At 72.5% G+C, this 25,486-nt stretch carries 23 protein-coding genes, 1 tRNA gene and 1 pseudogene; 11 read left to right on the forward strand and 14 right to left on the reverse strand.

Annotated features, from left to right (window positions below):
- Positions 1-320: 320 nt before the first annotated feature.
- The 4 genes from WME96_RS21555 to WME96_RS21570 form a co-directional block, all read right to left on the reverse strand.
- Positions 321-1,952, reverse strand: a complete 1,632-nt coding sequence (locus WME96_RS21555) for a serine/threonine protein kinase (RefSeq protein WP_437291973.1) — start codon at positions 1,950-1,952, stop codon at positions 321-323.
- Positions 1,953-2,187: 235 nt separating this feature from the next.
- Positions 2,188-3,330, reverse strand: a complete 1,143-nt coding sequence (locus WME96_RS21560) for a hypothetical protein (RefSeq protein ID WP_437291974.1) — start codon at positions 3,328-3,330, stop codon at positions 2,188-2,190.
- On the reverse strand, positions 3,320-4,540 hold the full coding sequence (locus WME96_RS21565) for a FecR domain-containing protein (protein ID WP_437291975.1): 1,221 nt from the start codon (positions 4,538-4,540) through the stop codon (positions 3,320-3,322). Before WME96_RS21565 ends, WME96_RS21560 begins: the two co-directional genes overlap by 11 nt.
- Complete coding sequence (locus WME96_RS21570; RefSeq protein WP_437291976.1) at positions 4,528-5,202, reverse strand: RNA polymerase sigma factor; 675 nt, start codon at positions 5,200-5,202, stop codon at positions 4,528-4,530. Before WME96_RS21570 ends, WME96_RS21565 begins: the two co-directional genes overlap by 13 nt.
- A gap of 215 nt (positions 5,203-5,417) precedes the next feature.
- On the opposite strand from WME96_RS21570, the gene WME96_RS21575 reads away from it, so the two are divergent.
- The 8 genes from WME96_RS21575 to WME96_RS21610 all read left to right on the forward strand — a co-directional run bounded on the left by WME96_RS21575 (position 5,418) and on the right by WME96_RS21610 (position 13,846).
- Positions 5,418-6,581: a hypothetical protein gene (locus WME96_RS21575; RefSeq protein ID WP_437291977.1), complete on the forward strand. Its 1,164-nt coding sequence runs from the start codon at positions 5,418-5,420 to the stop codon at positions 6,579-6,581.
- Between the two features lie 34 nt (positions 6,582-6,615).
- A complete protein-coding gene (locus tag WME96_RS21580; RefSeq protein ID WP_437291978.1) occupies positions 6,616-8,205 on the forward strand; it encodes a glycosyltransferase family 2 protein in 1,590 nt (529 codons plus the stop codon).
- On the forward strand, positions 8,202-9,368 hold the full coding sequence (locus WME96_RS21585; RefSeq protein WP_437291979.1) for a glycoside hydrolase family 26 protein: 1,167 nt from the start codon (positions 8,202-8,204) through the stop codon (positions 9,366-9,368). Before WME96_RS21580 ends, WME96_RS21585 begins: the two co-directional genes overlap by 4 nt.
- Positions 9,365-10,138 carry a glucose-1-phosphate cytidylyltransferase gene (gene rfbF / locus WME96_RS21590; protein WP_437291980.1) on the forward strand — a complete coding sequence of 258 codons (774 nt, stop codon included), beginning with the start codon at positions 9,365-9,367 and terminating at the stop codon, positions 10,136-10,138. Before WME96_RS21585 ends, rfbF begins: the two co-directional genes overlap by 4 nt.
- Complete coding sequence (rfbG, locus tag WME96_RS21595; protein ID WP_437291981.1) at positions 10,135-11,202, forward strand: CDP-glucose 4,6-dehydratase; 1,068 nt, start codon at positions 10,135-10,137, stop codon at positions 11,200-11,202. Before rfbF ends, rfbG begins: the two co-directional genes overlap by 4 nt.
- Positions 11,199-12,137 (forward strand): NAD-dependent epimerase/dehydratase family protein, encoded by a 939-nt coding sequence (locus WME96_RS21600; RefSeq protein WP_437291982.1) that lies wholly within the window; start codon positions 11,199-11,201, stop codon positions 12,135-12,137. Before rfbG ends, WME96_RS21600 begins: the two co-directional genes overlap by 4 nt.
- Before the next feature lie 420 nt (positions 12,138-12,557).
- A complete protein-coding gene (locus tag WME96_RS21605; protein WP_437291983.1) occupies positions 12,558-13,532 on the forward strand; it encodes a hypothetical protein in 975 nt (324 codons plus the stop codon).
- A 74-nt stretch (positions 13,533-13,606) separates the two neighbouring features.
- Complete coding sequence (locus tag WME96_RS21610; protein ID WP_437291984.1) at positions 13,607-13,846, forward strand: hypothetical protein; 240 nt, start codon at positions 13,607-13,609, stop codon at positions 13,844-13,846.
- A 53-nt stretch (positions 13,847-13,899) separates the two neighbouring features.
- Here the strand turns inward: WME96_RS21610 and mnhG are convergent, their stop codons facing one another.
- The 7 genes from mnhG to WME96_RS21645 are packed head-to-tail and all read right to left on the reverse strand — an operon-like array spanning position 13,900 to position 19,816.
- Entirely contained in the window at positions 13,900-14,520 is a 621-nt protein-coding gene (gene mnhG, locus WME96_RS21615; RefSeq protein WP_437291985.1) for a monovalent cation/H(+) antiporter subunit G, read from the reverse strand.
- On the reverse strand, positions 14,517-14,783 hold the full coding sequence (locus WME96_RS21620; RefSeq protein WP_433937409.1) for a monovalent cation/H+ antiporter complex subunit F: 267 nt from the start codon (positions 14,781-14,783) through the stop codon (positions 14,517-14,519). The genes mnhG and WME96_RS21620 overlap by 4 nt, the downstream gene beginning before the upstream one ends.
- Complete coding sequence (locus WME96_RS21625) at positions 14,780-15,253, reverse strand: Na+/H+ antiporter subunit E (RefSeq protein WP_437291986.1); 474 nt, start codon at positions 15,251-15,253, stop codon at positions 14,780-14,782. The genes WME96_RS21620 and WME96_RS21625 overlap by 4 nt, the downstream gene beginning before the upstream one ends.
- Complete coding sequence (locus tag WME96_RS21630; protein WP_437291987.1) at positions 15,250-16,767, reverse strand: proton-conducting transporter transmembrane domain-containing protein; 1,518 nt, start codon at positions 16,765-16,767, stop codon at positions 15,250-15,252. Before WME96_RS21630 ends, WME96_RS21625 begins: the two co-directional genes overlap by 4 nt.
- The gene (locus WME96_RS21635; RefSeq protein WP_437291988.1) at positions 16,764-17,111 is read right to left on the reverse strand and encodes a Na+/H+ antiporter subunit C; all 348 of its coding nucleotides are present in this window, start codon (positions 17,109-17,111) and stop codon (positions 16,764-16,766) included. The genes WME96_RS21630 and WME96_RS21635 overlap by 4 nt, the downstream gene beginning before the upstream one ends.
- Entirely contained in the window at positions 17,108-17,527 is a 420-nt protein-coding gene (locus WME96_RS21640) for an MnhB domain-containing protein (protein ID WP_437291989.1), read from the reverse strand. Before WME96_RS21640 ends, WME96_RS21635 begins: the two co-directional genes overlap by 4 nt.
- Before the next feature lie 3 nt (positions 17,528-17,530).
- Positions 17,531-19,816 carry a putative monovalent cation/H+ antiporter subunit A gene (locus WME96_RS21645; protein WP_437291990.1) on the reverse strand — a complete coding sequence of 762 codons (2,286 nt, stop codon included), beginning with the start codon at positions 19,814-19,816 and terminating at the stop codon, positions 17,531-17,533.
- Positions 19,817-19,890: 74 nt separating this feature from the next.
- On the opposite strand from WME96_RS21645, the pseudogene WME96_RS21650 reads away from it, so the two are divergent.
- Positions 19,891-20,036, forward strand: a pseudogene (locus WME96_RS21650) (glycoside hydrolase family 15 protein); the annotation flags it as partial.
- 90 nt (positions 20,037-20,126) lie between these two features.
- Here WME96_RS21650 and WME96_RS21655 read toward each other — a convergent pair.
- From WME96_RS21655 to WME96_RS21665, 3 genes are all read right to left on the reverse strand, one after another.
- On the reverse strand, positions 20,127-20,849 hold the full coding sequence (locus WME96_RS21655) for a hypothetical protein (protein ID WP_437292450.1): 723 nt from the start codon (positions 20,847-20,849) through the stop codon (positions 20,127-20,129).
- Between the two features lie 399 nt (positions 20,850-21,248).
- Positions 21,249-21,323 (reverse strand) — tRNA-Glu (locus WME96_RS21660).
- Between the two features lie 218 nt (positions 21,324-21,541).
- Complete coding sequence (locus WME96_RS21665; RefSeq protein WP_437291991.1) at positions 21,542-21,790, reverse strand: hypothetical protein; 249 nt, start codon at positions 21,788-21,790, stop codon at positions 21,542-21,544.
- 669 nt (positions 21,791-22,459) lie between these two features.
- Here WME96_RS21665 and WME96_RS21670 point away from each other — a divergent pair.
- Both WME96_RS21670 and WME96_RS21675 read left to right on the forward strand, forming a co-directional pair.
- Positions 22,460-24,307 carry a TonB-dependent receptor plug domain-containing protein gene (locus WME96_RS21670; RefSeq protein ID WP_437291992.1) on the forward strand — a complete coding sequence of 616 codons (1,848 nt, stop codon included), beginning with the start codon at positions 22,460-22,462 and terminating at the stop codon, positions 24,305-24,307.
- Positions 24,304-25,392: an HmuY family protein gene (locus tag WME96_RS21675; protein ID WP_437291993.1), complete on the forward strand. Its 1,089-nt coding sequence runs from the start codon at positions 24,304-24,306 to the stop codon at positions 25,390-25,392. The genes WME96_RS21670 and WME96_RS21675 overlap by 4 nt, the downstream gene beginning before the upstream one ends.
- Positions 25,393-25,486: the final 94 nt, after the last annotated feature.

A 25,486-nucleotide genomic window follows, 5' to 3' on the forward strand; every position in this document is an offset into this window, starting at 1 on the left:
CCCCGCTCCCCCGGCGCCGGCCCCTCCGGAGCCTGCTTGTCCGGAGCCTGCCTGTCCGGAGCTCACTCCCCCGGAACCTGCTCCGCCGGAACCTGCTTCTCCGCCGGAACCTGCTTCTCCGGAGCCAGCGCCTCCGGAGCTCACGCCTCCGGAACCTGCTCCCCCGGAGCCCGCGGAGACGCCGGACGACACGCTCCCTGTCGCGGGCCCGCCGGCGTCGCCCCGTGCTCCGGTGTCCGTGCTTGCCCGGCAACCGCTCATCACGGTCAGGGCCAGCGCGAAGAGCGCCACCGGACCCGAGGTCGTGTCGGCGCTCGATCTCACATGCATTCGACCTTGAATTGTTTGATCCCGTCGGCGTCGATGGTGTACGGCGGGTCGCATCGCGCGCTCGGCGGGCTGGCGGGCGCGGGGGTGGCCGCCGGCGCCGGAGGCACGTCGGCCTCGCGCGGGCTCGACGCCTTCGCGGGCGACGCGTCCTGCGCCGCGGACGGCCTGGTCTGCTTCGAGGATGGCTGGGCCCGCTTCCCGGGCGGCCCGGCCCGCTGCCCGGACGGCTCGGCCCGCTCCGCGGAGGACGCAGGGGCCACCGCGACGGGTACGGCGTCGGACGGCGGAACGGCCTCGTCGCGCCGCGGGGACGCCGGCTCCCCGGCCGCAGGAGCAGCGGCGGGCGCGACGGGTTGGGGCGAGGGCTGCGGCGCCGCCGGCGCGGGCGCGGCGTCCACGGACGGGCCCTGCGTGCGCAAGGAACGGGTGGTGGCGCCCAGGAAGACGCCGGCGCCGATCCCCAGGACGGCCGCGATGAGGAGCGGGCGGGACGCCCTCTGCAGCCACGAGCGCGACGCCGGCCCCGGTACGTCCGCGGACCTCGAGTCCGAGCCCGTCGTCGTGTAGCCGGCGGGCGCGAGCGATTGCGACAGGGGGGGCGGCGGCGGCAACGTGACGTCCGTCTGCGTGGACGAGCGCGCCATCGAGGCCCGACGCTTCATCTCCTGGGCGATGACGCGCCTCGTCTGCGTGCGGACCTCGTCGAACTCGCGCGAGACGTACCGGCCGATGTCGCGGTTCGTCACCGTGGTCAACCCGACGGCGAACGCCTCGAGATCGGCCTCGAGCTCGGACGCGGTGGCGTAGCGATCCTCCCGCGAGAAGGAAAGTGTCTTGACAATGATGCGCTCGAGGTCCTCGGGCACGCTGGGGTTGACCTCGCGCGGCCTCCGGATGTCCCCGTTCAGGACGCGAGTCATGATCGCGACGTCGGCCATCCCCCGCCACATCCGCTCGCCCGTCGCGGCCTCCCAGAGCATGACCCCCACCGCATACAGATCCGCGCGCCGATCGACGTGGCTCCCCTCGAGCTGCTCGGGCGGCATGTACCCGATCTTGCCCTTGATCACCCCCGTCACCGTCTCGGCCCCCGCGTCCATGCGCTTGGCGATGCCGAAATCGATGAGCTTGACCTGACCGTCGTAGGTCACGAAGATGTTGTGGGGCGAGACATCGCGGTGCACGACGCGGAGCGGCTCGCCGTCGAAGCCGGTGAGCTCGTGGGCGTAATGAAGGCCGCGAAGCGCGTCGATGATGATCCGCAGGTGCATCTCCAGCGGGAGCTTGGTGCGCGCGCGCGACCGGAGGCTCGAGAGCGGCTGGCCCTCGAGGTACTCCATCACGATGGCGGCCCCCTTGGGCGTCTGCACGATCGCGCTCGTCTGGACGATGTTCGCGTGGTTCAAGCGAGCGGAGAACCGCGCCTCGTTGATGAACATCTCCCGCATCTCGGGGTTGTCCAGCAAGTCGGGCCTGAGAAACTTGAGGACGACGAGCTTGTCGACGCCCTCCGCGCCGCTCTGCACGGCGAGGAAGACCTGCGCGGTCCCTCCGCGCCCGAGCTCTAGCAGGAGCTGATGCCCCATCTCGGGCGCGGCGCTGGACGTCCTCTCCACGTTCACGTCGTCGATGATGGCACGAAGAAAACGGGCTCGACCAGACGCTTTCAGAAGGATCTCGAGCCCTCGGCCGCAATGCACTGCAATGTTCGGCCTCCCGCGTGAGAACGCGTGTACGATACTGTCGCAGTATCGCCGGGCCAAAGCGGCGTACGCTCGAGATCGGGCGTCCGCGTGACGCGCGCGATGCGGCGCGCCGGCCGTCGCGCGCGGCATACGGCAGATCGAGCCCGAGCCTTCAGAGGCGCGCCTCGAGGGAGAGAGAGACGGCGAGGAGCGGCTGGCCGTAACGGGCGGCGTCGGCGGCGCGGTCGGAGCTGCCAACATTGCGCTCGGGATACGGGATATCGATGCTGGGAAGCGCGGCGCCGGCGAGTCCGCCGAGGCGAAATCCCGCGTGATCATGCACGAACCAGCGCACGGTCGCCTCGAGGTGCGGGACGGCCGCCCACGCGCTGCCGGAGGTGCCGTGGAACACCGGTGACGGGAGGAGCGTCTTGTAATGGAGGCGCAGCGCGGACGCGCCAGCCCCGAGCGTCGCGAGACCGTGGCCGCTCGCGAAGGAGAGCGCGCCGCCCGCCGCGGCGCCGAGGAGCGAGACGCCGTGCTCGATCTGCCCGCCGGGGACGTCCCAGGAGGTGCCGCCGAGCGTCGTGGTCCCGCCCGCCGCGACGTACCAGCCGCGGAAGATGGCGGACCCGCCGATCGAGAGCGCCGGCGTCGGGGGGATTGCGCCAGAGGCGAAGAGCAGCGTCGGGCCGACCGAGGCGACGAGGCGCGCGCGCGGCGGCGCGCCGTCGGCGGCGTGGTGGGAAGGCGGGGTGGCCCTCGACGCGGGCGTGCGGACGGCGGGGGGCGCGGGGGAGGTCGTCGTCGCGGAGGCGGACGGGCGCGCGGAGCCGCCGCGCGCGGGGCTGGCCGTCGACGGCGGGGTGGCCTGGCCGCCGGCGGCGGCGGCGCCGGTCGGAGGAGCGACGGGGGCGTCGCGGTGCAGGAGGCGGGCGCGGAGCAGCTCGACGGCGGCCAGGGCGAGGACCTCGGGGCCCTCGCCGCCGCGCACCGCGACCTCGAGCTCGCCGCCCCCGTGCCGCGCGGCGAGGGCGATCGTCGCGCGCCTGCGGGCGACGACGACGCGCGCGTCGGCGTCCCCGGCGCCGCCCGCGGTGATGCGCACGTCGAGCGCGCGGAGCTCGTCGCGGATCCGCTGGAACGTGGCGTCCGCCGGGTCGCCGGAGAGGGCCACCGTGGCCCGCGCGGGCGCGCCGGCGGGGGCCCCCGGCGGCGCCGCGCCGAGGAGGCCGGGCAGCGCGCCGAGCAGCGCGACCAGGCGGAGGCCGACGCGGGCGGCGGCGCGGCGCGCGGGGCCGAGCTCAGCGCGCATCCGCGAGCGAGCGCGCGAGGGGCGCGTAGGCGCCGTGGGGGTACTCGGCGAGGTAACGGAGCGCCGCGCGGCGCGCGACCTCCGGATCCCGCCGCTGCTGGAGCTCGAGGCTCCGCCCGAGCGCTTGCTCGCGCAGGGCGCCGCCCGGCGCCTCGCGGAGGTAGGTGTCGAACCAGGCGAGCGCGTCGCCGGGATCGCCGAGCTGATCGGCGGCGAGCTTGCCCAGGAGGAACGCCGAGTCGCCGCGCGCGCCGTGCCGATTGCGCAGGGCGAGGAGCGCGGCGCGCGCGGCGTGCGGGCGCCCCGCGTAGCGGGCGGCGTCGGCGAGGAGCCGGAGCTCGTCGGGCGCGGCCCGCGCGAGCACGGCGTCGAGCCCCAGCCGCTCGACGGCCGCGAGCGCCTCCTCGTGGCGCCCCGCGCTCGCGAGGGACTGCCAGCGCGGCGCGGCGTCCGTCGCGCCGGCCGCCGGCGCGCGCGCGCCCCGATCCCCGGGCGGCGCCGCGATCGTCGCGGGCGCGCCCGCCGGGGGCGCATCGGCGGAGCCGCTCGCCGCGGGCGCGCTCGGCGCGGTGAGGTCGAGCCGATCGCCCGCCGAGAGCCGCGCCGTCCCGAGCTCCGGGCCCGTCACCTCGACGCTGCCCTCGGCGAGCGCGAGCGTGAAGCGCCGCGCCTCGGGGGCCCAGCGCGCCTCGAAGCGCGTCCCGGTCACGCGCACCGCGTAGGGGCCGGCGTGGACGACCCAGCGCGTGTCGCTCCGGTGGACGACGTGGAAGTCGACCCCGCCCCGCTCCACGCGCAGCTCCGCGCCGCGCGCGTCGGTCGCGAGGACCTGGAGCGCGGACGCCGCGTCGAGGCGCACGGAGGTCCCCTCGGCGAAGGTGAAGGCGAGCGGCGCGTCGCGCGCCTCGACCCGCGCGCCCGCGCCCGGCGCCGGCGCGCCCGCGGGGGCCGCGCTCGGCGCGGCGGCGAGCTCGGGCCCACTCGCGGGCGGAGAGGCCGCGCGGAAGAGCGCGGCGCCGCCCGCCGCGAGCAGCAGCGCGGCGGCCGCGGCCCAGACGGGGTAGCGCACCCGGCGCGGCGGGGCCTCGGCCGCGGCGGCGAAGAGCCGCGCGCGGGCCGCGGCGAGCGTCTCGCCCGGCGTGGCGTGCCGATCGGAGGAGCGGGCCACCTCGGCCCCGAGGGTCTCGATGCGTCGTGTCACGGGGTCCATCGCGCGCCCTCCTCGATCCAGGTCGCGAGCACGGGGTCTCGCTGGGCAGCGCTCACGAAGCGCGCCTCGGCCCGGGAGATCCGACGTTTGATCGTCGCCAGCGACACGCCACAAGCGGCCGCCGCCTCGGTGAGCTCCATCCCCTCGATGTAGCGCATCGCGAAGGCGACGCGCTCGTCCAGCGGGAAGGACTCGAGCAGCCGGTAGGTCCGATCGTGAGCTTCGCGGACCTCCGCGTCGGCGCCGCGCGCCAGGGGCTCGGGGATGTCCTCGGGCGAGAGGAAGCGCAGCCAGCGCCGGGCCCTGTGATGGCGGATGCTCTTGCACGCCGTGTGGACCGCGACCGACCTCATCCACGACGTCAGCGCCGCCGCCTCGCTCACCTGGTGGACGCTCGCGTAAGCGGACACGAAGGCGTCGTGGACGACGTCCGCGAAGGTCGTGTGCCGCTCGGTCCCGAGGATGCGACGCGCGATGCGCTCGACGAGGGCACCGTAGCGCTCGAAGAGCATCGCCTTGGCCCAGGGATCCCCGCGCTGGAGCCGGCGGAGCAGCTCGGCGTCGTCGCGCTCCACCGGCAGCGCGACGAGCTGCCCGCCGCTCGGCGCGGTGCTTGCGCGGCTCACGGCGTGCGGCAGCGGCGAGCGTGAGCCGCTAGGCATGAGGGGCGCCTCGACGGGACGCTGCGAGATCGCCGAGCCGAGGCTCGGCGCTGCGTGGCGGGAGCATTTCGATGCGGGTGGGCACAGCGCTCCATCAAAGGACCGGCAGGGGCCCGCGACGGCTCACGCATTTTTCTGTGCCCTCCGGTGAGCCGTCCCGGGGCGGGGGCGGTCCCTTGGGGGTCGACCGGGACGACACGTCCCGCTTGCTTGCCATGCGCTTCGCTTCCGCCGTCCCCTGCTTCATCGTCGCCGCCGTCCTCGCGGACGCCGCCAGCGCCACGACGCGCCCGCTCCCCGGAGACTGGCGCCACGTCGCCGAGGCGCAGGAGCGGCTCGCGATCGCCGACTACGCGGCGGCGGAGGCCCTCCTCGCGCAGGTCCCCGCGCAGAGCGAGGCGGCGCGCGACGCCGGGATCCTCCGCGGCCAGCTCGACGCCGCGCTCGCCCCGCGCATCGAGCTCGAGACCCGCGCCTTCGTCGATACGCAGCCGCTCGATCGCTTGTCGCAGGGCGCCGGGCTCTCGTTCTGGCCGATCTCGAGCCTGGAGCTGCGGATCCGCGCGCTCGGTCTCTGGTACCCGCGCGCCTCCTACGAGCGCGACGCGACGACGGAGATCCACGGCCGCGCGACGCCGCTCTACGCGATAGGCGGGCTCGTGGGGCTCCTCTTCCGCCCGGCTCGCGCGGACCTCGACATCAGCGCGACGGGAACAGCGCGGGTCTGGGCGGACGGCAGCGTGCAGGTGTCGGGGAGCGGCGAGCTCGAGGGGCGGTGGCTCTCGCCGCTGCGGCTCCGCGCCTCGGCGCGGCGCGAGGAGCTCCTCGACGGCCACGCGGCGATCCGCGAGCACGTGTTCGTCCACGCGGCCGGCGGCGCGCTCGCCGTCGTCGACTGGAAGGGGTGGAGCGGAGAGCTCCGCGGCGAGGGGCGCTGGTACTCCGACGGGAACGACGGCCTCACGGCCTACGGCTGGGCCGTGGCGCCGATCCTGCGCGGTGCGCTGAGCCTGCAGGCCGGGTGGGGCGCGGCCTGGGCCGACACCTCGCGCTCGCGCTGGTCGCTCACGACGCAGACCTACTCGCCGTACTTCACCCCCCTCGGCGCGCGTCGCCACGGACCCATCCTCGTTGCGGCGCTCTCGCTCGGCAAGCTCCGCGTCGACGCGAGCGGCGACGTCGCCGTGCAGGGGAGCGAGCTCGACCCGACCGCGCTCGCCTGGGGCGTCACGTCGCGCGTCGACACCATCCACGTCGACGTGCGCGCGGGGGCGTCACTCGACCTCGGCGTCCTCCGCCTGGGGGTCGCCTACCACCACAACCACCAACGCTACTACCGGTTCCATGAAGCGACGATTCGTCTCGAGCTCCCGCTTTAGTACGGAGCTTTTCCGATGGTCGTCGGCCGCCCCCGTGCGGCTCGTCGATCGCGTGATCGTCCGGGCGCTCGTGGCCTTCGGGCTCGTGGGGGTCGCGGGCTTCGCGGGCTTCTGGTTCCAGGAGCGCCACGTCGCCCACCTCCCGGCCTTCGTCGCGCTGTCGATCGCGGTCTGGTACGGCATCAGCCGCATCGTCCTCGCCTGGATCGGGTACCTCGCGGTGGGCCCTGTCGAGCATCGCCCGGCGCCCGCGGGGCTCTCCGTCGCTGTCTTCACCACGGCCGCGCCGGGCGAGCCGCTCGCGATGTTCGAGGCGACCCTCGCTGCGCTCGCGCGCGTCCGCTACCCGCACCGCACGTATCTCCTCGACGGCACGGGCGACCCGCGCTTCCGCGCGCTCGCCGAGCGGCACGGCGCGGTGTGGCTCGACTCGAGCGGCGTCCCGGGCGCCAAGGCCGGCAAGATCAACGCGGCCCTCGCGCGGACCACGGAGGACTTCGTGCTGGTCCTCGATCCGGACCACCTGCCGTTCCCGGAGTTCCTCGACCGCGTCCTCGGCCACTTCGACGACCCGCGCGTGGGCTTCGTGCAGGTCTCGCAGGGCTACTACAACCAGGCCGACTCCCCGATCGCCCGCGGCGCGGCCGAGCAGACCTACGGGTTCTACGGGCCGATGCAGCTCGGGCTCCACGGGCTCGGCTGCGCTGTCGCCATCGGCGCGAACTGCACCTTCCGCCGCGCCGCGCTCGCGTCCATCGCCGGGCACGCCGTGGGGCTCGCGGAGGACCTCATGACCTCCATCCGGCTGCACTCGGCTGGATGGACGTCGGTCTACGTCCCGGAGATCGTCAGCCGCGGGCTCGTGCCCGACGACCTCGGCGGGTACTTCTCGCAGCAGCTCAAGTGGGCGACCGGCGCGGTCGACGCGCTCTTCGCCGAGGTCGTGCCGCGCTTCTTCCGGCTGAGCGCGCGCCAGCGGCTCTCCTACGTCGCCATCGGCACGTACTACCTCACCGGCCCGGCCACGCTGACGTACCTCGTCCTGCCGCTCGTCGCGCTCTGGGGCGACCTCTGGCCCATGCGCGTGGATCCGGCCGGGTTCGTCGCCGCGGGCGCCCCGATCGTCGTCGCGGCGGTCGCGCTCCATTTCCACGGGCAGCGGTGGTTCTGCGACCGCGCGTCGGAGGGCGGCCTCCACTGGCGCGCCCTCCTCCTCAAGCTCGCCGCCTTCCCCGTCTACACGCTCGGGGTGGTCCTGGCGATCGTCAAGCGCCTCGTCCGCTACGTGCCCACGCCCAAGCGCGGGCTCGGCGGCCGGCTCCTGCCGCTCGCGTGGCCGCACCTCCTCGTCGTCCTCTCGTTCCTCGTCACGGCCGGCGCGAGCCTCTGGCTCCGCACGTCCACGCACGGGCTCGCCGATCGCTGGAGCGACGCGGAGTCCTACTGGGCGACGCTCCTCTTCGGCGCGCTCGGGGCCGCGTCGATGAGCGCCACGATCGCCTGGGCCGCGCGCCCGCCTCGCCGCGCGCCGGGCGTCGACCCCTGGGAGCGGCTCCCCGCGCGCGACGCCGCGACCGCCACGACGACCACGACCGCCATGACCACGCTCGGAGGATCACGATGAAGCGCTCCCACCGCGTCGCGTTGACGGCTGCCACCACGACCGGGGCCGCCCTCGCGGTGCTCTTCTGGACCTACGGGCGCGGGCCCGCCGAGACCTGGCTCTCGTCTGCCTTCAGCGCAGCGAGCGCCGCCGTGGCCACGGCGGATCTCTCCTGGACCGCCGGCCCCGATCGCGACGCCCGGCTCGCGCGCCTGTCCGCGGAGCTCGCATCGCGAAAGCTCGACGATCTCCGCGCCCCGACGCGCCTCCTCTACGGCGCGCACGACGGCGGGCTGCCGCGCGAGATCGGCGGGTACCTCGCGCTCGAGGAGGCCGTGGGCCAGACGCTCCTTCTCACGCAGATCTACGCGGCCTGGGGCGACGGCGCCGACCAGGGCTTCCCGGACCGGGCCGCGCGGGCCATCTGGGCCGTGGGCTCGGTGCCGGTCATCACGTGGGAGCCCTGGCTCAGCGCGTTCCAGCGCGCGGACGGGTCGCTCCGTCCGGCGGCGACGCGGGACCACGGCGGCCTCACCGACATCGCCGACGGCAGGTACGACGCCTACGTCGACGGCTGGGCGAAGGCGGCGGCGGAGTACGGGCACCCGATCCTCCTCCGCTTCGCGCACGAGATGAACGACGGCTATCGCTACCCCTGGGGGCCGGTGAACAACCCGCGCCCGCAGGAGTTCATCCGCGCGTGGCGGCACGTCGTCGGGCGCTTCCGCGCCGCCGGCGCGGCGAACGTCCTCTGGGTCTGGGCGCCGAGCGTCTCGTACGAGAACTACTGGGAGTACTACCCGGGCAACGAGTGGACCGACTGGGTCGGGACGGGCGTCCTCAACTACGGGACCGCCGTCCGCTGGTCCAGGTGGTACTCGTTCCAGGAGCTCTTCGCGCGCCACTACGAGCGCCTCGCGCCGCTCGGCAAGCCGCTGATGATCGCCGAGCTCGGCACGCTCGCCGCCGGCGGGGACCGCGCGCGCTGGTACGAGGAGGCCCTGACGGGCTTCGCGGCGCGCCACCCCGCCGTGAAGGCGCTCCTGTTCTTCCACGTCGCGAGCGACGCGACCGTGACCCACGAGCCGCTCTCGTGGGCCTTCGCCGACGACCCCGCGGTCGCCGGCGCGGCGCGCCGCGCGCTCGCGGCACAGACCCACCATGCACAGGAGGTTCAGCGATGAAGATCGTGTTGCTCGCCGGCGGGCTCGGGACCCGCCTCAGCGAAGAGACAGTCGACAGGCCGAAGCCGATGGTCGAGATCGGGGGCCAGCCCATCCTCTGGCACATCATGCAGATGTACGCCGCGCACGGCTTCGACGACTTCGTCGTGGCGTGCGGCTACAAGGGCGACTTCATCAAGGACTGGTTCGCGGGGCTCCGGACGCGCCGCGCGGACTTCACGGTGGACCTGCGGAGCGGCGAGGTCGATGCGCTCGGCGTCCACTGCCCGAGCTGGCGCGTGACGCTCATCGACACGGGGCTGCACACCCAGACCGGCGGGCGCATCCGCCGTCTGAGCCGCGTGCTCGGGCGGGAGCCGTTCATGGTCACCTACGGCGATGGGGTCGGTGACATCGACATCGCGAAGCTCGTCGCCTTCCACCGCGCCCACGGCAAGCTCGCGACGATCACCGCGGTGCGCCCGCCGGCCCGGTTCGGCGTCCTCGATCTCCGGGGGAGCGAGGTCGCGGCGTTCGCCGAGAAGCCGCAGGCCGAGGCGGGGTGGATCAACGGGGGGTTCTTCGTCTTCGAGCCCGGCGCGCTCGAGTACCTCGACTGCGACGACGCGACGCCGCTCGAGCGCGAGCCGCTCGAGCGGCTCGCCGCCAGCGGGCAGCTGATGGCCTACCAGCACGAGGGGTTCTGGCAGCCGATGGATACCCTGCGCGACAAGCGCCTCCTCGAGCGGCTCTGGGACGAGGGGCGCGCGCCCTGGAGGAGCTGGTCGTGAGCGAGCACCTCGACTTCTACGCGGGCCGCCGCGTGTTCGTCACCGGGCACACCGGGTTCAAGGGCTCCTGGCTCACCGCCTGGCTGCGCCTGCTCGGCGCGCAGGTCACCGGGTACGCTCTGCCGCCGGAGGGCGCGCCGAGCCTCTTCGCCGACGCGCGGATCGACGACGGGGTCACCTCGATCCTCGGCGACATCTGCGACGAGGGGCGCCTCGCGCGGTCGATGGCCGAGGCCCGGCCGGAGATCGTGCTGCACCTCGCGGCGCAGGCGCTCGTCCGCAGGTCGTACGCGCGGCCGATCGAGACCTTCTCGACGAACGTCCTCGGGACGGCGCACGTGCTCGAGGCGGCGCGGCGCCTCCCGTCGGTGCGGGTCGTGATCGTGGTGACGACGGACAAGTGTTACGAGAACCACGAGTGGGTCTGGGGCTACCGCGAGACCGACGCCCTCGGCGGCCACGACACGTACAGCGCGAGCAAGGCCTGCGCCGAGCTCGTCGCCGCGGCCTACCAGCGGTCGTTCTACGGGCGCGAGGTGGCGCTCGCGACGGCGCGCGCCGGGAACGTCATCGGCGGGGGAGACTGGGCCGAGGACCGCCTCGTACCGGACATCGTCCGGAGCGTCGCCGCGGGCGAGGCCGTGCACATCCGGCACCCGCGCGCCGTGCGCCCCTGGCAGCACGTCCTCGATCCGCTCTCCGCGTACCTCCTCCTCGCGCGACGGCTCTGGGACGATCCGGCGCGGTACAGCGGCGCCTGGAACTTCGGCCCCGACGACGCCGAGCCGCGGACGGTGCACCGCCTCGCGGAGGCCATCGTCCGCGAGCTCGGGCGGGGCTCGCTCGAGATCGCCGAGCCCCCGGAGGGCGATCGGCTCCACGAGGCGAGCGCGCTGCGGCTCGACTGCAGCAAGGCGCGGTCGCGGCTCGGCTGGCGCCCGCTCCTCGACACCGATCGCGCCATCCAGCTCACGAGCGCGTGGTACGCGCGCTACCTGGAGGATCGCCGGCGCGCGCGGGCGCTCGTCGAGGAGCAGCTCCGGCTCGCGACGGGGCTCGCGTGAGGCTCGGCAAGGCCGTGGTCACGGGCGCGACCGGCTTCATCGGCTCGGCGCTCGTCCGGCGGCTCCTCGCGGGCGGGTGCGACGTCGCCGCGGTGGCGCCCGCGCGGCCTCCGGGGTGGGCGCGGCTGTCGCGCCCCTCGCCGGGCCAGCGCCTCCGGCAGCTCCCGCTCGAGCGTCTGACGCGGGACGCGCTCCTCGATGCGGTCGGCGACGAGCCGCCGGATGCGGTCTTCCACCTGGCGTCGGCCGGCGTGAACCCGGGAGAGCGCGCGCCGGGCGCGCTCCACGAGGGCAACGCCGGGGCGCTCGTCGCGACGCTGGAGGCCGCCGCGCGCTGGGGCGGGGCGCGGGTCGTCTTCACGGGATCGTGCTCGGAGTACGGCGCGGTCGTCGAGGGGCAGCTCGTCGACGAGGGCGCGCCGCGCGCCCCGGCCGACCTCTACGGCGCCGCCAAGGCCGCCGCCCACGACTACGGGCGCGCCGTGGCGCGGGCCCTCTCGGTGCCGTTCGTGACGCTCCGCCTCTTCGGCGTCTACGGCCCAGGCGAGGCGCCCCATCGCCTCATCCCGTACCTCGCGGCCCGGCTCCGCGCGCGGGAGCGCGTCGACCTCACCCCCGGCACGCAGCTCCGCGATCTCACCTTCGTGGACGACGTCGTGGAGGCGCTGCTGCTCGGCGCGACGACGGCGGGGCTCGAGCTCGGCGCGGCGTACAACGTCTGCTCGGGGCGCCCCACGAGCGTGCGCGAGGTCTGCCTCGAGGTCGCGCGGCAGCTCGGCGCGCCGGAGTCCCTCCTCGGCTTCGGCGCGCGTCCTCCGCGCGCCGACGAGCCCCCGTGGCTCGTCGGCGATCCGCGCCGCTTCTGCGCCGCCACCGGCTGGCACCCCCGCACCGATCTCTCCCTCGGCGTCGCCGCCTCGCTCGCCCCCTCGTGAGGCCCCGCGGCGCGCCGCGCCGATCTCGCCGGGCGCGGGCCGAGCGCGACGTTCAATGCGCATGGGGCAACCCTGCACAAGAGAGAACGCGAGCTCCAGAGTCGACGCCAGCTCCGCCCGCCAGGAGTTCGGCCAGGGATCCGGAGAGATTCCAACGCAAAGACGCAAAGGCGCAAAGGCGCAAAACAAGAACAATTTTCATACGGAACTGGATGCCTCTCGGGGCGCGCTCCCGAGCGAGCAGGAACCCGTCGGGGTCTTCTGTTCCATGGCGGATCGGGTGCAGTATCGTGGCCATCGGTGGCCCCATTGCCGCCAGTGAGCGCACGCGCCCGCGGGTGAGCCGAAGGCGCGAGGGAGAGGAGCGGCATGGGCACGCACAGGGTGGATGGCGAAGCCGAGGCGACGAGGAAAGCAGAGATGGATTCAAATGGCCGGATCCGGGCAATTCGAGCGCGCATGGCCGCCGCGGGGTGGTGGCTCGCCTTCGCGACCGCAATCGCGTGTGGGCCGGCGGCGCCCGAGGACGAGCCAGCGCCGCCACCCGGCCAGAGCACACAAGAGGAAGCCTTCGCGGACCAGGTCGTGGAGGCGTTCTGCGGCGGGCTGGGCTCGTGCTGTACGGGCCTGAGCCGCACGTTCGACCGGGCGAGCTGCGAGGCGAACGCGCGGGATCTGATCGCCAGGCGCGTCCCCGTGAGCGACGATGTACGCTTCGATCCGGCGGCGGCGGAGCAGTGTTTGACGAGCATTCGCGCGGCGCTCCCGACGTGCTCCGGCATCGAGCGCGAGCCGTGCGACCGTATCTACGTGGGCACGCTCGGTACCGGTGAGGCCTGTGATCGCAACGATGAGTGTGCGCCGATCGCGGGAAGCCAGACTTATTGCCTCGACGTCTGCAATGCCGTTCGACGCGCCGCGGAGGGCGAAAGCTGCGTCCGCACCTGCAAGTCAGAGACGGAGTGCGGCCATCTTCCGGAAGAGCCGCCTTACGACGTGATGAGCCTGGCGACCTGGAGCGACTGCTTCATGGAGGACGGCCTCGCGTGCGTCGGCGGCGTGTGCGTGCGCGCCCCGGGGCAAGGCGCGGCCTGCCTCCAGGGCGTTGTCTGTGATCGCGGGCTCGATTGCGACAACGACACCTGCGTTCCCATTCCCACCCTCGGCGAAGCCTGTACCTGGGGCTGCACCCCTGGAGCTTTCTGCACGTACGACGGCGTCTGCGCGGCACAGCTTCCCCTGGGCGAGCAATGCCAGGATGACAACGCCTGCAGCTCGGGGAGCTGCGGCTCGAATGCGTGCCAGTTGATGAGTTGCCCGGTCGCGTGCCAGTCGCCGACGCTGGGCGATCCGCACGGATCCGCCTCCGAGTGCGCGGGTATGGTCCACTTCTGAGAGCCCGCGGCCCAGGCGGCGCGAGCGCCGGAGCCGCGGGCGCGTGCGCTCGCGCGCCGCGCTCAGGCTGGCGGATGAGCGGCGCGCCGCCGGAGAGCGGCATCCCTGCCTGCGACGCCGCACACCGAGGGATTCCGAGCGTCGACCTGACGTCCGACTGGAAGCACGCCAAGGTTCCTGTCGCGTGTCTCGTCCAGACCGGATATGGCGTCTTCGAGTCGTTCGCGCAGGACAGGATCCGGGTCATCCAGTTCAGCTTCGGTCCGGGCCAGGCGTTCGACTTCTGGATCGACGACGTCGCGTTCTACGACTGACCGCTTCTATCGCCCTGCGCTGCTCCTCCCCCGCGTGCGCTCGGCAGCGCCGTCTAGGATGGATTGCCGTCCCGCTCGTCCTTCGCTGCCGTCGCGACCTGGGCCTGGAAGATCTCCTGCACGTGGACGAGCTCGGCCGGCTCCGCGAGCACGTCGAGCCTGTCGCCGACCTCGAGGATCGTCTGGCCCCGGGGCACGACGGTCCCGCCCTCCCGGTGAATGGCGCGAATGAGCACGCCGGCAGGCAAGCCGAGCTCGGCGATACGCTTGCCGACGACGGCGGCCCGGCGCCCGAGCTCGAACGTGCGGGTCCTCGGCTGTGCGCCGGCGAGGGTGTGGGTCGTCGGATCGTAGTGCCCCTCGAGCTCGTTCACCACGGTCTCGGGCGAGAGGGGCGTGTTGGTCGTGTAACCGGCGCGAGCGAGCAAGTGCGTGGCCACGGGCATCGTCAGCACCACGAACGCGATGATGACGATGGCCCGGGTGGTGACGGCCGGGTCGCCGAAATGAAGGGCGGACGCCGAGATGATGCACGTCATCCCGAACACCGAGGCCTTCGACGTCACCTGGAGGCGCGTGAACAGGTCCGGCATGCGCAGGATGCCCACGGCCGCGATCAGCATGAAGACGCATCCGATGACGAGGAGCGCGCCCTCGACGACATCGAGGATCACGACGTCTCCCCCAGTCGCTCGAGGTAATGCGCGAACGCGATGGTGCCGAGGAAAAAGATGAGCGACAGCACCATCACCGCATCGAGGAGGACGCCATGGTCGGTCACCATCGCGTAGAGGGCGATGCCCCCGCTGCCGACGGTCGCCATGAGGTCCATGGCGACCACGCGGTCGGGGAGGCTCGGCCCGAGCAGGAGGCGGATGAACGCGACGACGAACGCCACCGTGACGACGGCGCTCGCGACGAGCAGGAGCGGGGTCATCGGAAGAGCTCCTTCACGCGGCGCTCGAGGTCGTTCTTGATGGTCTCGCGCAGCGCGTCGGCGCTGTCCACGAACATCGCATGGATGAAGAGGACCGTGCGGTCGCTCGAGACGTCGAGGCCAAAGGTGCCGGGCGTCAGGGCGAGGAGGATCGTCAGCACCGTGATCTCGAGATCGGTCGTCAGATCCAGGGGGACCGCGACGATGCCGGGGCGGCTCCTTCGCCTGATCGAGAGGACGTCGCGGGCGACCCTGAGGTTCGCCCGCACCATCTCTCTCGCATAGAAGAGCATGAACGACAGCAACCCTGGCAGCTTCTCGAAATAGGTCGTGGGGCCGATCAGGCGCCGGAGCCCGAGGAGCAAGAGGTACCCGAGGAGGAAGCCGAAGACGAGGCCTCCCACGGTGACGTGGCCGACCAGGGTCACCCAGACGATCGCCAGGAACAGATTGAGGACGAAGGCTCTCATGGGCGCCCCTCCCCCAGCACGGCGCGCACGTAGTCGGTCGGATCGGCGAGCTGCGCGGCGGCCCGCCGGACGACGTCGAGGAGCGGCTCCGGCGCCATCCCGAGCGTGAAGCCGAGCGCCGTCAAGAGCACGACCGCCGCGTACAGGAGCGCGCGAGACCGCGTCCCGCCCGCGCGCGCGGCGACGCCGGCGTCGACGGGCGCGGGCGCGGGCTTCCAGAAGGCCTCATTCCAGATCTTCGTCATCGAGATGAGGGTGAGGAGGCCGACGGCGAGGCTCGTGGCGACGACGGCCGTGGCCCCTCGGGAGCCGATCTCGAGCCCTGACCGCACCAGGATGAGCTTGCCCCAGAACCCCGACAAGGGCGGCATGCCGGCGAGGGAGAGGGCCGTGACGAGGAAGCAGGCGGAGAGCCCGGGGCTCCGCGCGAGGAGCCCGCCCTGGAGGTCGAGGCGGACGTCTTTCCCGTCGGATTGCATGATCCCGCTGATCAGGAAGAGGTTCGACTTGATGATCGCGTGGTGCAAGATGAAGAAGATCGCCCCCGAGAGGGATGACAGCGTGAACAGGCCGAGGCCCATGACCATGTAGCCGACCTGGCTGACGCTATGAAACGCGAGGATCCGCCGGACCTCCCGATGGGACACCGCGCCGAGCACGCCGACGGCCATGGTAAAGGCCGCGATCCCGAGGAGGAGCGCGTGGGAGGCTCCCCCGTCGCCCACGAAGACGAGGGTGAAGATGCGCACGAGGGCGTAGACGCCCACCTTCGTCAACAGCCCCGCGAACAGCGCGGCGACCGTCACGGGAGGCGTGTGATACGAGTCCGGCAGCCAGAAAAAGAGGGGGAAGACAGCGGCCTTGATGCCGAACGCGACGAGGAAGATCATCGCGAGGGTGATCCGGATGGACGGCGCGAGGCTCGGCAGCTTGACCGAGAGGTCGGCCATGTTGAGGGCGTGCACGGATCCGTAAAGGATGCCGAGGCCGGTGAGGAAGAGGGCGCTCGCGATCAGGTTCATCGCGACGTACTTGATCGCGCCCTGCATCTGCGGCCGCTCGTTGCCGAGCACCAGGAGCACGAAGGACGCGATCAGCGTCACCTCGAACCAGACGTACAGATTGAAGAGGTCGCCGGTGACGAAGACCCCGTTCGTCCCCATGAGGAGCACGTGCATGAGCGGGTAGAACCCGTGCGCCCGCCGTTCCCTGTCGATGTCCGACAGGGAGTAGATCGACGTGGCGACCGCGATGACGCCCGAGAGCAGGACCATCAGCGCCGAGAAGAGGTCGACCACGAAGGTGATGCCGTACGGCGCGGGCCAGCCTCCGAGCTGGGTCGATTGGATGCCTCCCCGGTGCACGGCGCGGAGCAAGGCTATGCCGACGACGAGCTGAAGGACGCTCCCGGCGAGGCCGATCGCGCGATGTCTCCCCGCGCGCCGGAAGGAGAGGAGCGCGAGGGCCGCCGTGGTCAGGGGGACGAGGACGGGCAGGACGAGGAGCACCTTCATGGGCGGGTCGATTCGAGAGAGTCGATATCGTCGCTGCCCGTTGTCCGATAAACGCGATGAAGGAGGACGACGGTGAACGCGACGACCGCGAAGCTGATGACGATCGCCGTCAGGATCAGCGCCTGGGCCACGGGATCGGCCGGCGGCGCCTGGAGTTCCCCTCCCTCCCTGGGGATCAGCGGGGGACGGCCGCGGACGACGCCGCCCGCCGTGAGGATGAGGAGGTTCGTCCCGTGCCCGAGCAGCACGAGGCCGAAGGCGAGCTTCACGATGCTGCGCCGGAGCATGAGGAACAGCCCCGACGCATAGAGCCCGCCGACGACGATCGCGAGGAGGACCGTCATGAATCCATCTCCGCGGCCATGAGGATGATCATGAGCACCATGCCCATCACGGCGGCATACACGCCGACGTCGAACAGCACCGGCGTCCCCACCGCGACGTCGCCGAACCCCGGCGCGGGGACGGTCGCCCACACGCCTTGCAGGAAGGATCCGCCGGCCGCGAGCCCGATGACGCCCGACAGCAGGATCGTCGAGAGCCCGAGCCCCATGAGCGTCTGGGGCGAGACGCGGAGCAGCAGCCGCGTCGAGGGGACGTCGTACGCGAGGGCGTGGAGCGTGAACGCTGATGCGACGATGAGCCCGCCGACGAAGCCGCCCCCGGGCTCGAGGTGACCGCGGAGGAGCGCGTAGATCGAGACGATGATCAGGAGCACCATCAGGACCGGCGTGGCGGAGCGCAGGATCAAGGAAGGCATGGATCAGGCTCCCTTCCGCGTACGGGTCGCGAGCAGCGCATAGACCCCGATGCCGGCCGCGCAGAGCACCGTCGATTCCCCCAGCGTGTCCATCGCCCGGAAGTCGACGAGGATCACGTTGACGATGTTCCGCCCGTGGGCCTCGGTGTGCACCTTCTCCACGAAGAACTCGCTCAGGATCGGCGCCGGGGAGAGCGTCGACGACATGAGGATCAGCAGGGCCACCGTGACCCCGAAGATCACGGAGACGATCGCGTCCGGGATCCACACGCGCGCGGGGGATCGGGACACGAAGCGCGGCAGGTGGTGGAGGACGAGGACGAAGATGACGACCGTCAGCACCTCGACCAGGATCTGCGTCAGCGCGAGATCGAGCGCGCTGAAGATCACGTAGACGAGCATGACGCAGATGCCGATCGCGCCGAGCGCGGCGACGACGGCGAGGCGTGATTGCGTGCGCGTCGTCATGGCCGCGGACGCGAGGATCACGCCCGCGAGCACGAGCTCCGGGAGCTCCACGGTGAGCGACGGGATCGTGAAAGGGAGGCTCCAGAGCAGCGGTGTCCCGACGAGCACGACCGTCGTCAGGGCCGTGACCAGCAGATAGCGGCGCAAATGGCCCGTCTGGAGCTGCCCGGTGAGCCACTCCGCGAACCGGAGGAGCCCCGCGAACGCAGCGTCGTACACGCGCGCGGGACCCAAGGCGCCGAGGCGCGTGGCGGCGTCGAAGAGGCGTCCTTCCCGGCCGGAGAGGACGCGGAAGAGCCCGAGGCCGGCGAGGAGGGTCGCGACGCTGAGCCCGAGCACGGGGGTCAGTCCGTGCCACAGGTGCAGTTCGAGCGGCGTGGGTCGGCCGAGGATCGCTGTCGCCGCCGCGCCCGGGAGGTCGCCGAACAGTCGCGGCGCCACCCCGAGGACGAGGCTCGCCGCCGCGAGCGTGGCAGGCCCGAGCCACAAGGACAGCGGCGCTTCGTGGGGCAGCGTGGGCGCCGCCGGGGGACCCCCGAAGAAGGGGCGATGGGCGACGACCAGGCTCATCACGACGAGGAGGGCGCTCGACAGGACCGCGGCCCCGGCGAGGACCGCCGTCATCGAGGGCGGCGCGAGGACGGCCTCGTAGAAGAGCTCTTTCGACAGGAAACCGAGGAGGGGCGGCGCCCCCGCGCTCGAGATCGCCGCCAGCACGGCCGCCGTCGCGGTGATCGGCATCCGCCGCGCGAGGCCCCTCAAGCGGGTGACGTCGCGGGTCCCGGTCTCGTGGTCCAGGGTCCCCGCGGTCATGAAGAGCGCGCCCTTGTACAGCGAATGCGCGACCAGATAGACCACCGCCGCGGAGACGGCCGCCCGGGTCCCGATGCCGAGGAGCATGGTCAGGATGCCGAGCACGCTCACGGTCGAATAGGCGAGGATCCGCTTGAGATCTTTCTGCGTGACCGCGAGCACCGCGCCCGTCACCATCGTGGCGGCGCCGACCCCTGTCACGACGAGGTACCATTCGCGCGTCGCGCCGAGCGTGGGGTGCAGGCGCGCGAGCAGGTAGACGCCGGCCTTCACCATCGTGGCCGAATGCAGGTAGGCGCTGACCGGCGTGGGCGCCTCCATCGCCCGAGGCAGCCAGAAATGAAAGGGCACCTGCGCCGATTTCGTGAAGGCTCCCGCGAGGACGAGGAGCAGGATCGGCAGGTAGAGCGGGCTATCGCGGACCACGCCCCCCGAGAATCGGGAGATCTGCGTCTCTCCGGTGACCAGGACGAGGAGGACGAGGCCTGCGAGCATGGCGAGCCCGCCGCCGCCCGTCACGAGGAGCGCCGTCAAGGCGGCTTCGCGCGCCTCCGGCCGCTCGTGGTCCCACCCGATGAGGAGATACGAGCTCACGCTCGTGAGCTCCCAGCACACGAAGAGGAGAATGACGTCGTCGGCGACCACGAGGCCCGCCATCGATGCCGTGAACAGGAGCAGATAGGCGTAAAACCGCCCGAGCCGCGGGTGCGAGCGCAGGTATTCGCTCGCGTACACGAAGATCAGCGCCCCGATGCCGCAGATGAGGCCGAGGAACACGAGCGAGAGCCCGTCCAGACTCACCGAGAGCTCCACGCCGAGCGACGGGATCCACGGCAGCGACGCGTGATGGGCCTCCCCCTCGGCGAGCCTCGGGGCGAGCTGCATCGCGGACGCGAGCACGCCGAGCGGGAGCGCCGCGAAGAGCCAGCCGGCCCGGTGCCCGAGCCCGCGATGGAGGGCCGGCGCCAGCAGCGCTCCGACGAACACGCTCAGGATGGCCCACAGCATCGCGGCAGGTTCCCCTTCGATGCCGGCGAGGGCCCGAGGCTTTCGAAGGGCTTTCGAGGGTGCGGCCTACCGAGCTCGGCGCCCGCGCGAGCCCGCTCGGCCTGCTGACGGAGCAGATAGAGCCGGAGATCGGCGCTTCGTCGGGAACTTCCCGCAGGCGTTCAGCCATGTCGGACTCATCGACAGCGGCGTGCGCCTCGCGCGCGCTTGGCCGAGCGCTCGGCCAGGAGAGCGCCGCGCCAGGGACGTGCGCCTCGCGGGAGGCCGGCGCAGGTCATTGACCAGCCCGTCCGCTGGCTTCATCGGAGCGCTATTTCGCCCTGATCTCCTCCTTGCAAACGTCGCCGCACGGCAGGCCGACGCCGTGAATAATGACCCCAAGCTCGTTCGCTCGGTCGAGCACGGCCGCCATGGTGATCGGATCGTCGGTGTAGGCGTGATCCGGCGCGTCGCCGATAAGGATGATGTGCCGCTCTTTATCCATCCTCCACGGCTGCTTCAGGGCTTCGTCGAGCCCCGCCGCGACGAACTCAGGGAAGTCGCCGCCTTGCCAGGCCGTCATCGCGGAAACGCCGTCGAGCGCCGCGTCGAGGTCGGCCGAGAGGGGCGCCTGCGTCTTGCTGATGTAATCGTCGCCTCGGTCCCGGTACGTCACGACGCCGTAATGCCGTTCCGGCGCGGCTTTCATGGACTGAGAGACCGCGAGCTGGACGCCCGCGATGGCCCAGACCATCGAGAGCGTGTTGTCGACCACCATCACCACGTCGCAGTCCGCCGGCAGCGTTTCCATCACGCCCGCGGTGACGCCGACGATGTCGCCGAAGGCGGCGGTCACCACCTCCCCCTTGACCTTCGCGACCATGTCATTCAGCGAATCCACGGTCTCTTGCACGAGCTCGTCCGCGCGGAGATCGTAATGGTATTCGGCCTCCACCTCGCCGTCCTTGTATCCGACGCTGCCGCCAAGGCTGCACCCGCTCACCAGCGTGGCGCCGAGGAAAAGACATGCCGACAGATAGCGCAGTCGATTCATCAAGTCTCTTTCCTTCCTTGGGAAACCCGCTCTCAGGACGATGCTACGGTCTCTGCCCGTCGTCCGCCACCCCTCCACGGGCCTCCTCCGGCTCTGATGCTACCGGGGCCGGAACGCGCCCCTCGGCGCGATCCACTCGTAGGTCTCGTCCGGCCTGTCTCAGGCCTAGTGGCATTCTCCGCACCGACGATGACGCCCTCGGGCACGATGCTTGACAACGAAACGTCCGTCTCGTTGGCAGAAACCGGACGGCGCGGCCCGAACGAGCCCTGAACGACACCGAGCTTCGCGCGATGTCCCGGCGCGAGCCCCACCTCCCTCGCTTGAGAGCTTTCCGCCCCAAGCATGATGGGCGTGGGCGAGGCAAAGGTAAGTGTCGAAATTTGCCTGGCTTCTGAGCGTCCCCAGCGGGATTCGAACCCGCGTAGCAGCCTTGAAAGGGCTGAGTCCTGGGCCGGGCTAGACGATGGGGACCGGCGATGCGGCGCGGGAAGCTACCCGCCGTCGTCGAGCAATGCAAGCCCTACGCGCTCCGTCCGCGCCGTTCCTGTCCCCGCGAGGCCCGCCACGCGGATCGCGCCGCGTTCGGCGGCTCGCCGTGGCGGGCGTTGCGGGGGTGGCGCCCCGCATGCCGGCCGTTGTCTCGAACCGCCGGCCTGGTCGGCCTCGCCGGCCAGGTCGGCCTCGCCGGACTAGTCGGCCTCGCCGCTCTTGGACGGCGTCCAGGAGGGGGCGTCGCTCGCGGGGAACGAGTCCTCGACGGTCTCGTCCACCTTCTGTTCCGGCTCCTTGTCCGCCGTGGCCTCGTGGCCCTCGACCGGGTCCCCTGGGACGTGCCGGTGCTGGTCGCCGCCGCCCTGCCGCTCCTGCTGGGCCGCGCCCGCGGCGCCCCTGGGCGTCGCTGCCCCCTGGTCCTTCGTCGCCTTCTCGTTCGCCTTCATGCGCACCTCCTCGAGCTGTTCCGGCTTCTCCAGAGCACCTGGAGCCGTCGAGGCGCACCGCAAGGGGCCAACGGAATGCTGGTGAGCTCGGCGTGCCATTCGCCCGGCACGGAGCTCCGTCGTGTTCCTGGGCGCGCCCTGCCTCGAGCACGTCCGCGTGCGTGCACGCGCACGGTCCGGCGCACGCTCCTGCGCACGCCGGCGCGCCACCACCTGCCCCGAACCGCTGGACGACCGCCCTGAATCGGGCGACCATGGGCGCCGCGCCACCCACCTTGCGCCACACGGACCTGAGCTCTCCCTCATGCTTCCGCTTCCGGGCCTAGCGCCTGCTGTTCCCATGTCCCCGGGAGGACCGTGCACCGACGCCGGCGCCTGACGCGCGCCGCCCCGCTCGCCTTCTGCCTTCTCCCGGCGCTCTTCTCGGCCGCCTCGGCACGCCCAGCGCTCGCGCAGCCCGCGCCCCCCACGCAGCCCCAAGCTGCGCAACCCGCGCCTCCCGCGCAGCCCGCACCTCCCGGACAGCCCACGTCGCCCGCGCCTGCCGCGCAGCCCGCGCGAACTCCTCCCCCATCTCCCCCCTCCCCGCCGCCCTCCCCCTCCCCGCCTCCCCCTCTCGAGGTCGTCGTCACCGGCACCCGCACCCCCGAGAGCAGCCAGCGCGCCACGGTGCGCACGCGCGTCATCAGCCGCGAGGAGGCCGAGCGCCGCGGCGCCACCAACGTCGGCGAGGCGCTCGACGGCGAGCTCGGCGTCCAGGTCAACCCGAGCGCCTACGGCTCGCTCGGCAACCCGAGCGCCATCCAGATCCAGGGCTTCGACCTCGAGCGCGTCCTCGTCCTCGAGGACGGCGAGCGCGTCATCGGCGACGCCGGCGGCGCCATCGACCTCTCCTCCCTCCCGCTCAGCGACGTCTCCCGCATCGAGCTCGTCACCGGGCCGACGAGCTCGCTCTACGGCGCGAGCGCCATCGGCGGCGTCGTCAACGTCCTCTCCGGCCCCCCCGCCCACCAGGGCTTCAGCGGCCGCGGCCGCATCGAAGGCCGCAGCCGCACGGGGCTCCTCGTCCAGGGCTCCGGCGCCTACCGCGGCGAGCGCGCCTGGGCCAGCGCCGACGCCTCGTTCCAGCGCGAGGACAGCCTCTCCCTCCTCGAGGGCAACCCCGCCACCGCCCTGCCCGAGCGCGCCCAGCACCTCGTCGGCCTGCGCGCCGGCGCCGCGCTCGGCCGCGGCATCGACGTGCGCCTCCGCGCCCGGTGGATCCACGACGAGCAGGACGGCCTCGAGCAGCTCGTGCGACCAGGCCTCCGCCCGTACCTCTTCGATCTCCCCGAGGTCACCGACCGCGTCACCCTCCACCTCACCGAGACCATCGACCTCGGCGGCGGCTCCAACCTGCGCCTCGCCGCCGGCCGGCAATGGGCCTTCCGGACGAGCGGCCGCGACCTGCGCGGCTCGCCCCTCTCGGAGCTGCGCGAGCGCTCGGGCACCCTCCAGAGCTACGAGGCCGTCGCCACCCTCGCCCACGGGCAGCTCACCTGGGTGCTCGGCGGCCGCGCCGAGGTGGAGTCGCTCACCCAGGAGCTCACGACCACCGAGGTCTCCACCTCGGGCACCTCGCAGAGCGCCTTCGACGAGGTGCCCGACACCGAGCTCGGCAGCGCCGCGCTCTACGGCCAGCTCGCGTGGAAGATCACCGACCGCCTCACCCTCATGCCCGGCGTCCGCGGCGAGTACTGGCCGCGCTACGGCGGCGTCTTCGCCCCGCGCCTCGCCCTCGCCTACCGGCCTGCGCCGTCGCTCACCCTGCGCATCTCCGGCGGGCGCGGCTTCCGCGCGCCCAGCGCGAAGGAGCTCGGCTTCTCGTTCGACCACTCGGGCCTCGGCTACATCCTCGAGGGCAACCAGCATCTCGCCCCCGAGACGTCCTGGGGCGTGAACGGCGATGTCACGTGGACCCCCGGAGAAGGCCTCACCCTCCGCGGCGGCGCCTTCGCGAACTGGGTCGATCACCTGATCGACATCGACCCGATCCCCATCCGCTCGTCCGGCGGCGTCGACACGTATACCTACATGAACATCGCCAGGGCACGCACCGCGGGTGTCGAGCTCTCGGCGACGTTCCAGGCGGCAGCGTGGCTCCGCGCCGAGGCCGGCTATGCCTACCTCTGGACGCGCAACGACGACCCCGCCGTCCCCGATCAGCCGCTCTCCGGCAGGCCGCCGCACACAGCGCAGGCAGCGCTCCGCGCCGACCTGCCGCTCCGCTTCGAGCTCGTCACCCGGCTCCGGACCATCACCAGCGCGTTCGTCGCGGCAGACCTGCGCGCGCCCGGCTTCACCACGCTCGACGCGCGGCTCGCGCGACCGCTCTGGCCCTCGTCGCAGGCCTACGTCGGCGTCAGGAACGTCCTGGGCGCGCAGAAGGACCCTGACCGCCTCGGCGATCACCGGCCCCTCGAAGGGCGCACCGTTTACCTCGGCGTGATCGCCGAGCTACCGTGGGAGGACTCATGACAAGAGGGTCAGTCGTCGCAGCGCTTCTCCTTCTCACCCCCGCGTGCAGCGACGATGTGGGCGACGGGGGCTCGAGCGGGGGCGCGCCGACGGAGGACGGCGCGCTCCTCGAGGTCGAGGTGCCGGCCTCCGGCCGCGTCTTCCTCCGGCTCGCCACGCCCGAGATCGTCGCCCCGGCCGACGACGGCGCGGCGTCCACCGACTGGGATCTCGCCCTCTCGGGCTACGACGTGTTCACCAACAGCGGCCTCAGCGGCCCCGGCGACGGCGGGGCGCTGCCGCTCAGCCTCGACGACTACAGGGCAGGCCAGCTCCCGAGCACCCCGTTCCTCCTCACGGACGAGGCCGGCGGCGCCTTCACACAGTGGTACGCTTACGACGGCGAGTCGCACGTCGCCTTCAGCCGGTATCACATCCACGCGATCGAGCACGAAGGGCGCTACTGGAAGCTCCAGATCCTCTCCTTTTACGGAGAGGTGGACGGCGCGCCGGTCACCGCGCTCTACCAGCTCCGGGTCGCCGAGGTGCTCCCCGACGGCGCCGGTGAGACCGTCGAGATCAAGGATCTCGACGCGACCGCGGGCGGCATCGACGCCCTCGAGAGCGCGCCGAGCGCCTGCCTCGACCTCGCGGGCAACCGGCGACTGATGCTCACGCCGGCCGAGGCGCGCGAGTCGACGGAGTGGCACGTCTGCTTCCGCCGCTCGCTCGTCAGCGTCAACGGCGAGCTCGGCGGCCCCGGCGCCGCGCGCGGCGCCGATCTCCAGGAGCAAGAGACAAGGTCCGAGGCGCTCGCCGACGTCAAGGAGCGCACCGCCGCGTCGGAGGAAGCGCGGTTCGACGCGGCCGACCACCAGGCCCTCACGGATCCCGCCGTCCGCTACCGCGGCGACCACGTGGCGACCGCCTTCACCGGGCGCTGGATCGAGCCCGGATCGAGCCCGCCCGCGCCGGCGAAGGACGCCGCATGGCTCGTCCAGAGCGCAGACGGCCAATCGCGCTTCGTGGCCGTATTCGAGCGCTTCGAGGGCGCGACGGACGCATCCCCGGGACGGGTGATAATGCGCGTCAAGCAGGTGGAATGACCGACACGCGCGCCCTTATCCGCCGCGGCGCGGTCAAGAGAATGCGCGGCGCGTGACTTCGCAGAGCGACGCGACCATACTGCGCGCGCTCGGT

This window comes from Sorangium sp. So ce406 (assembly GCF_051474675.1).
Taxonomy (GTDB): domain Bacteria; phylum Myxococcota_A; class Polyangia; order Polyangiales; family Polyangiaceae; genus Sorangium; species Sorangium cellulosum_G.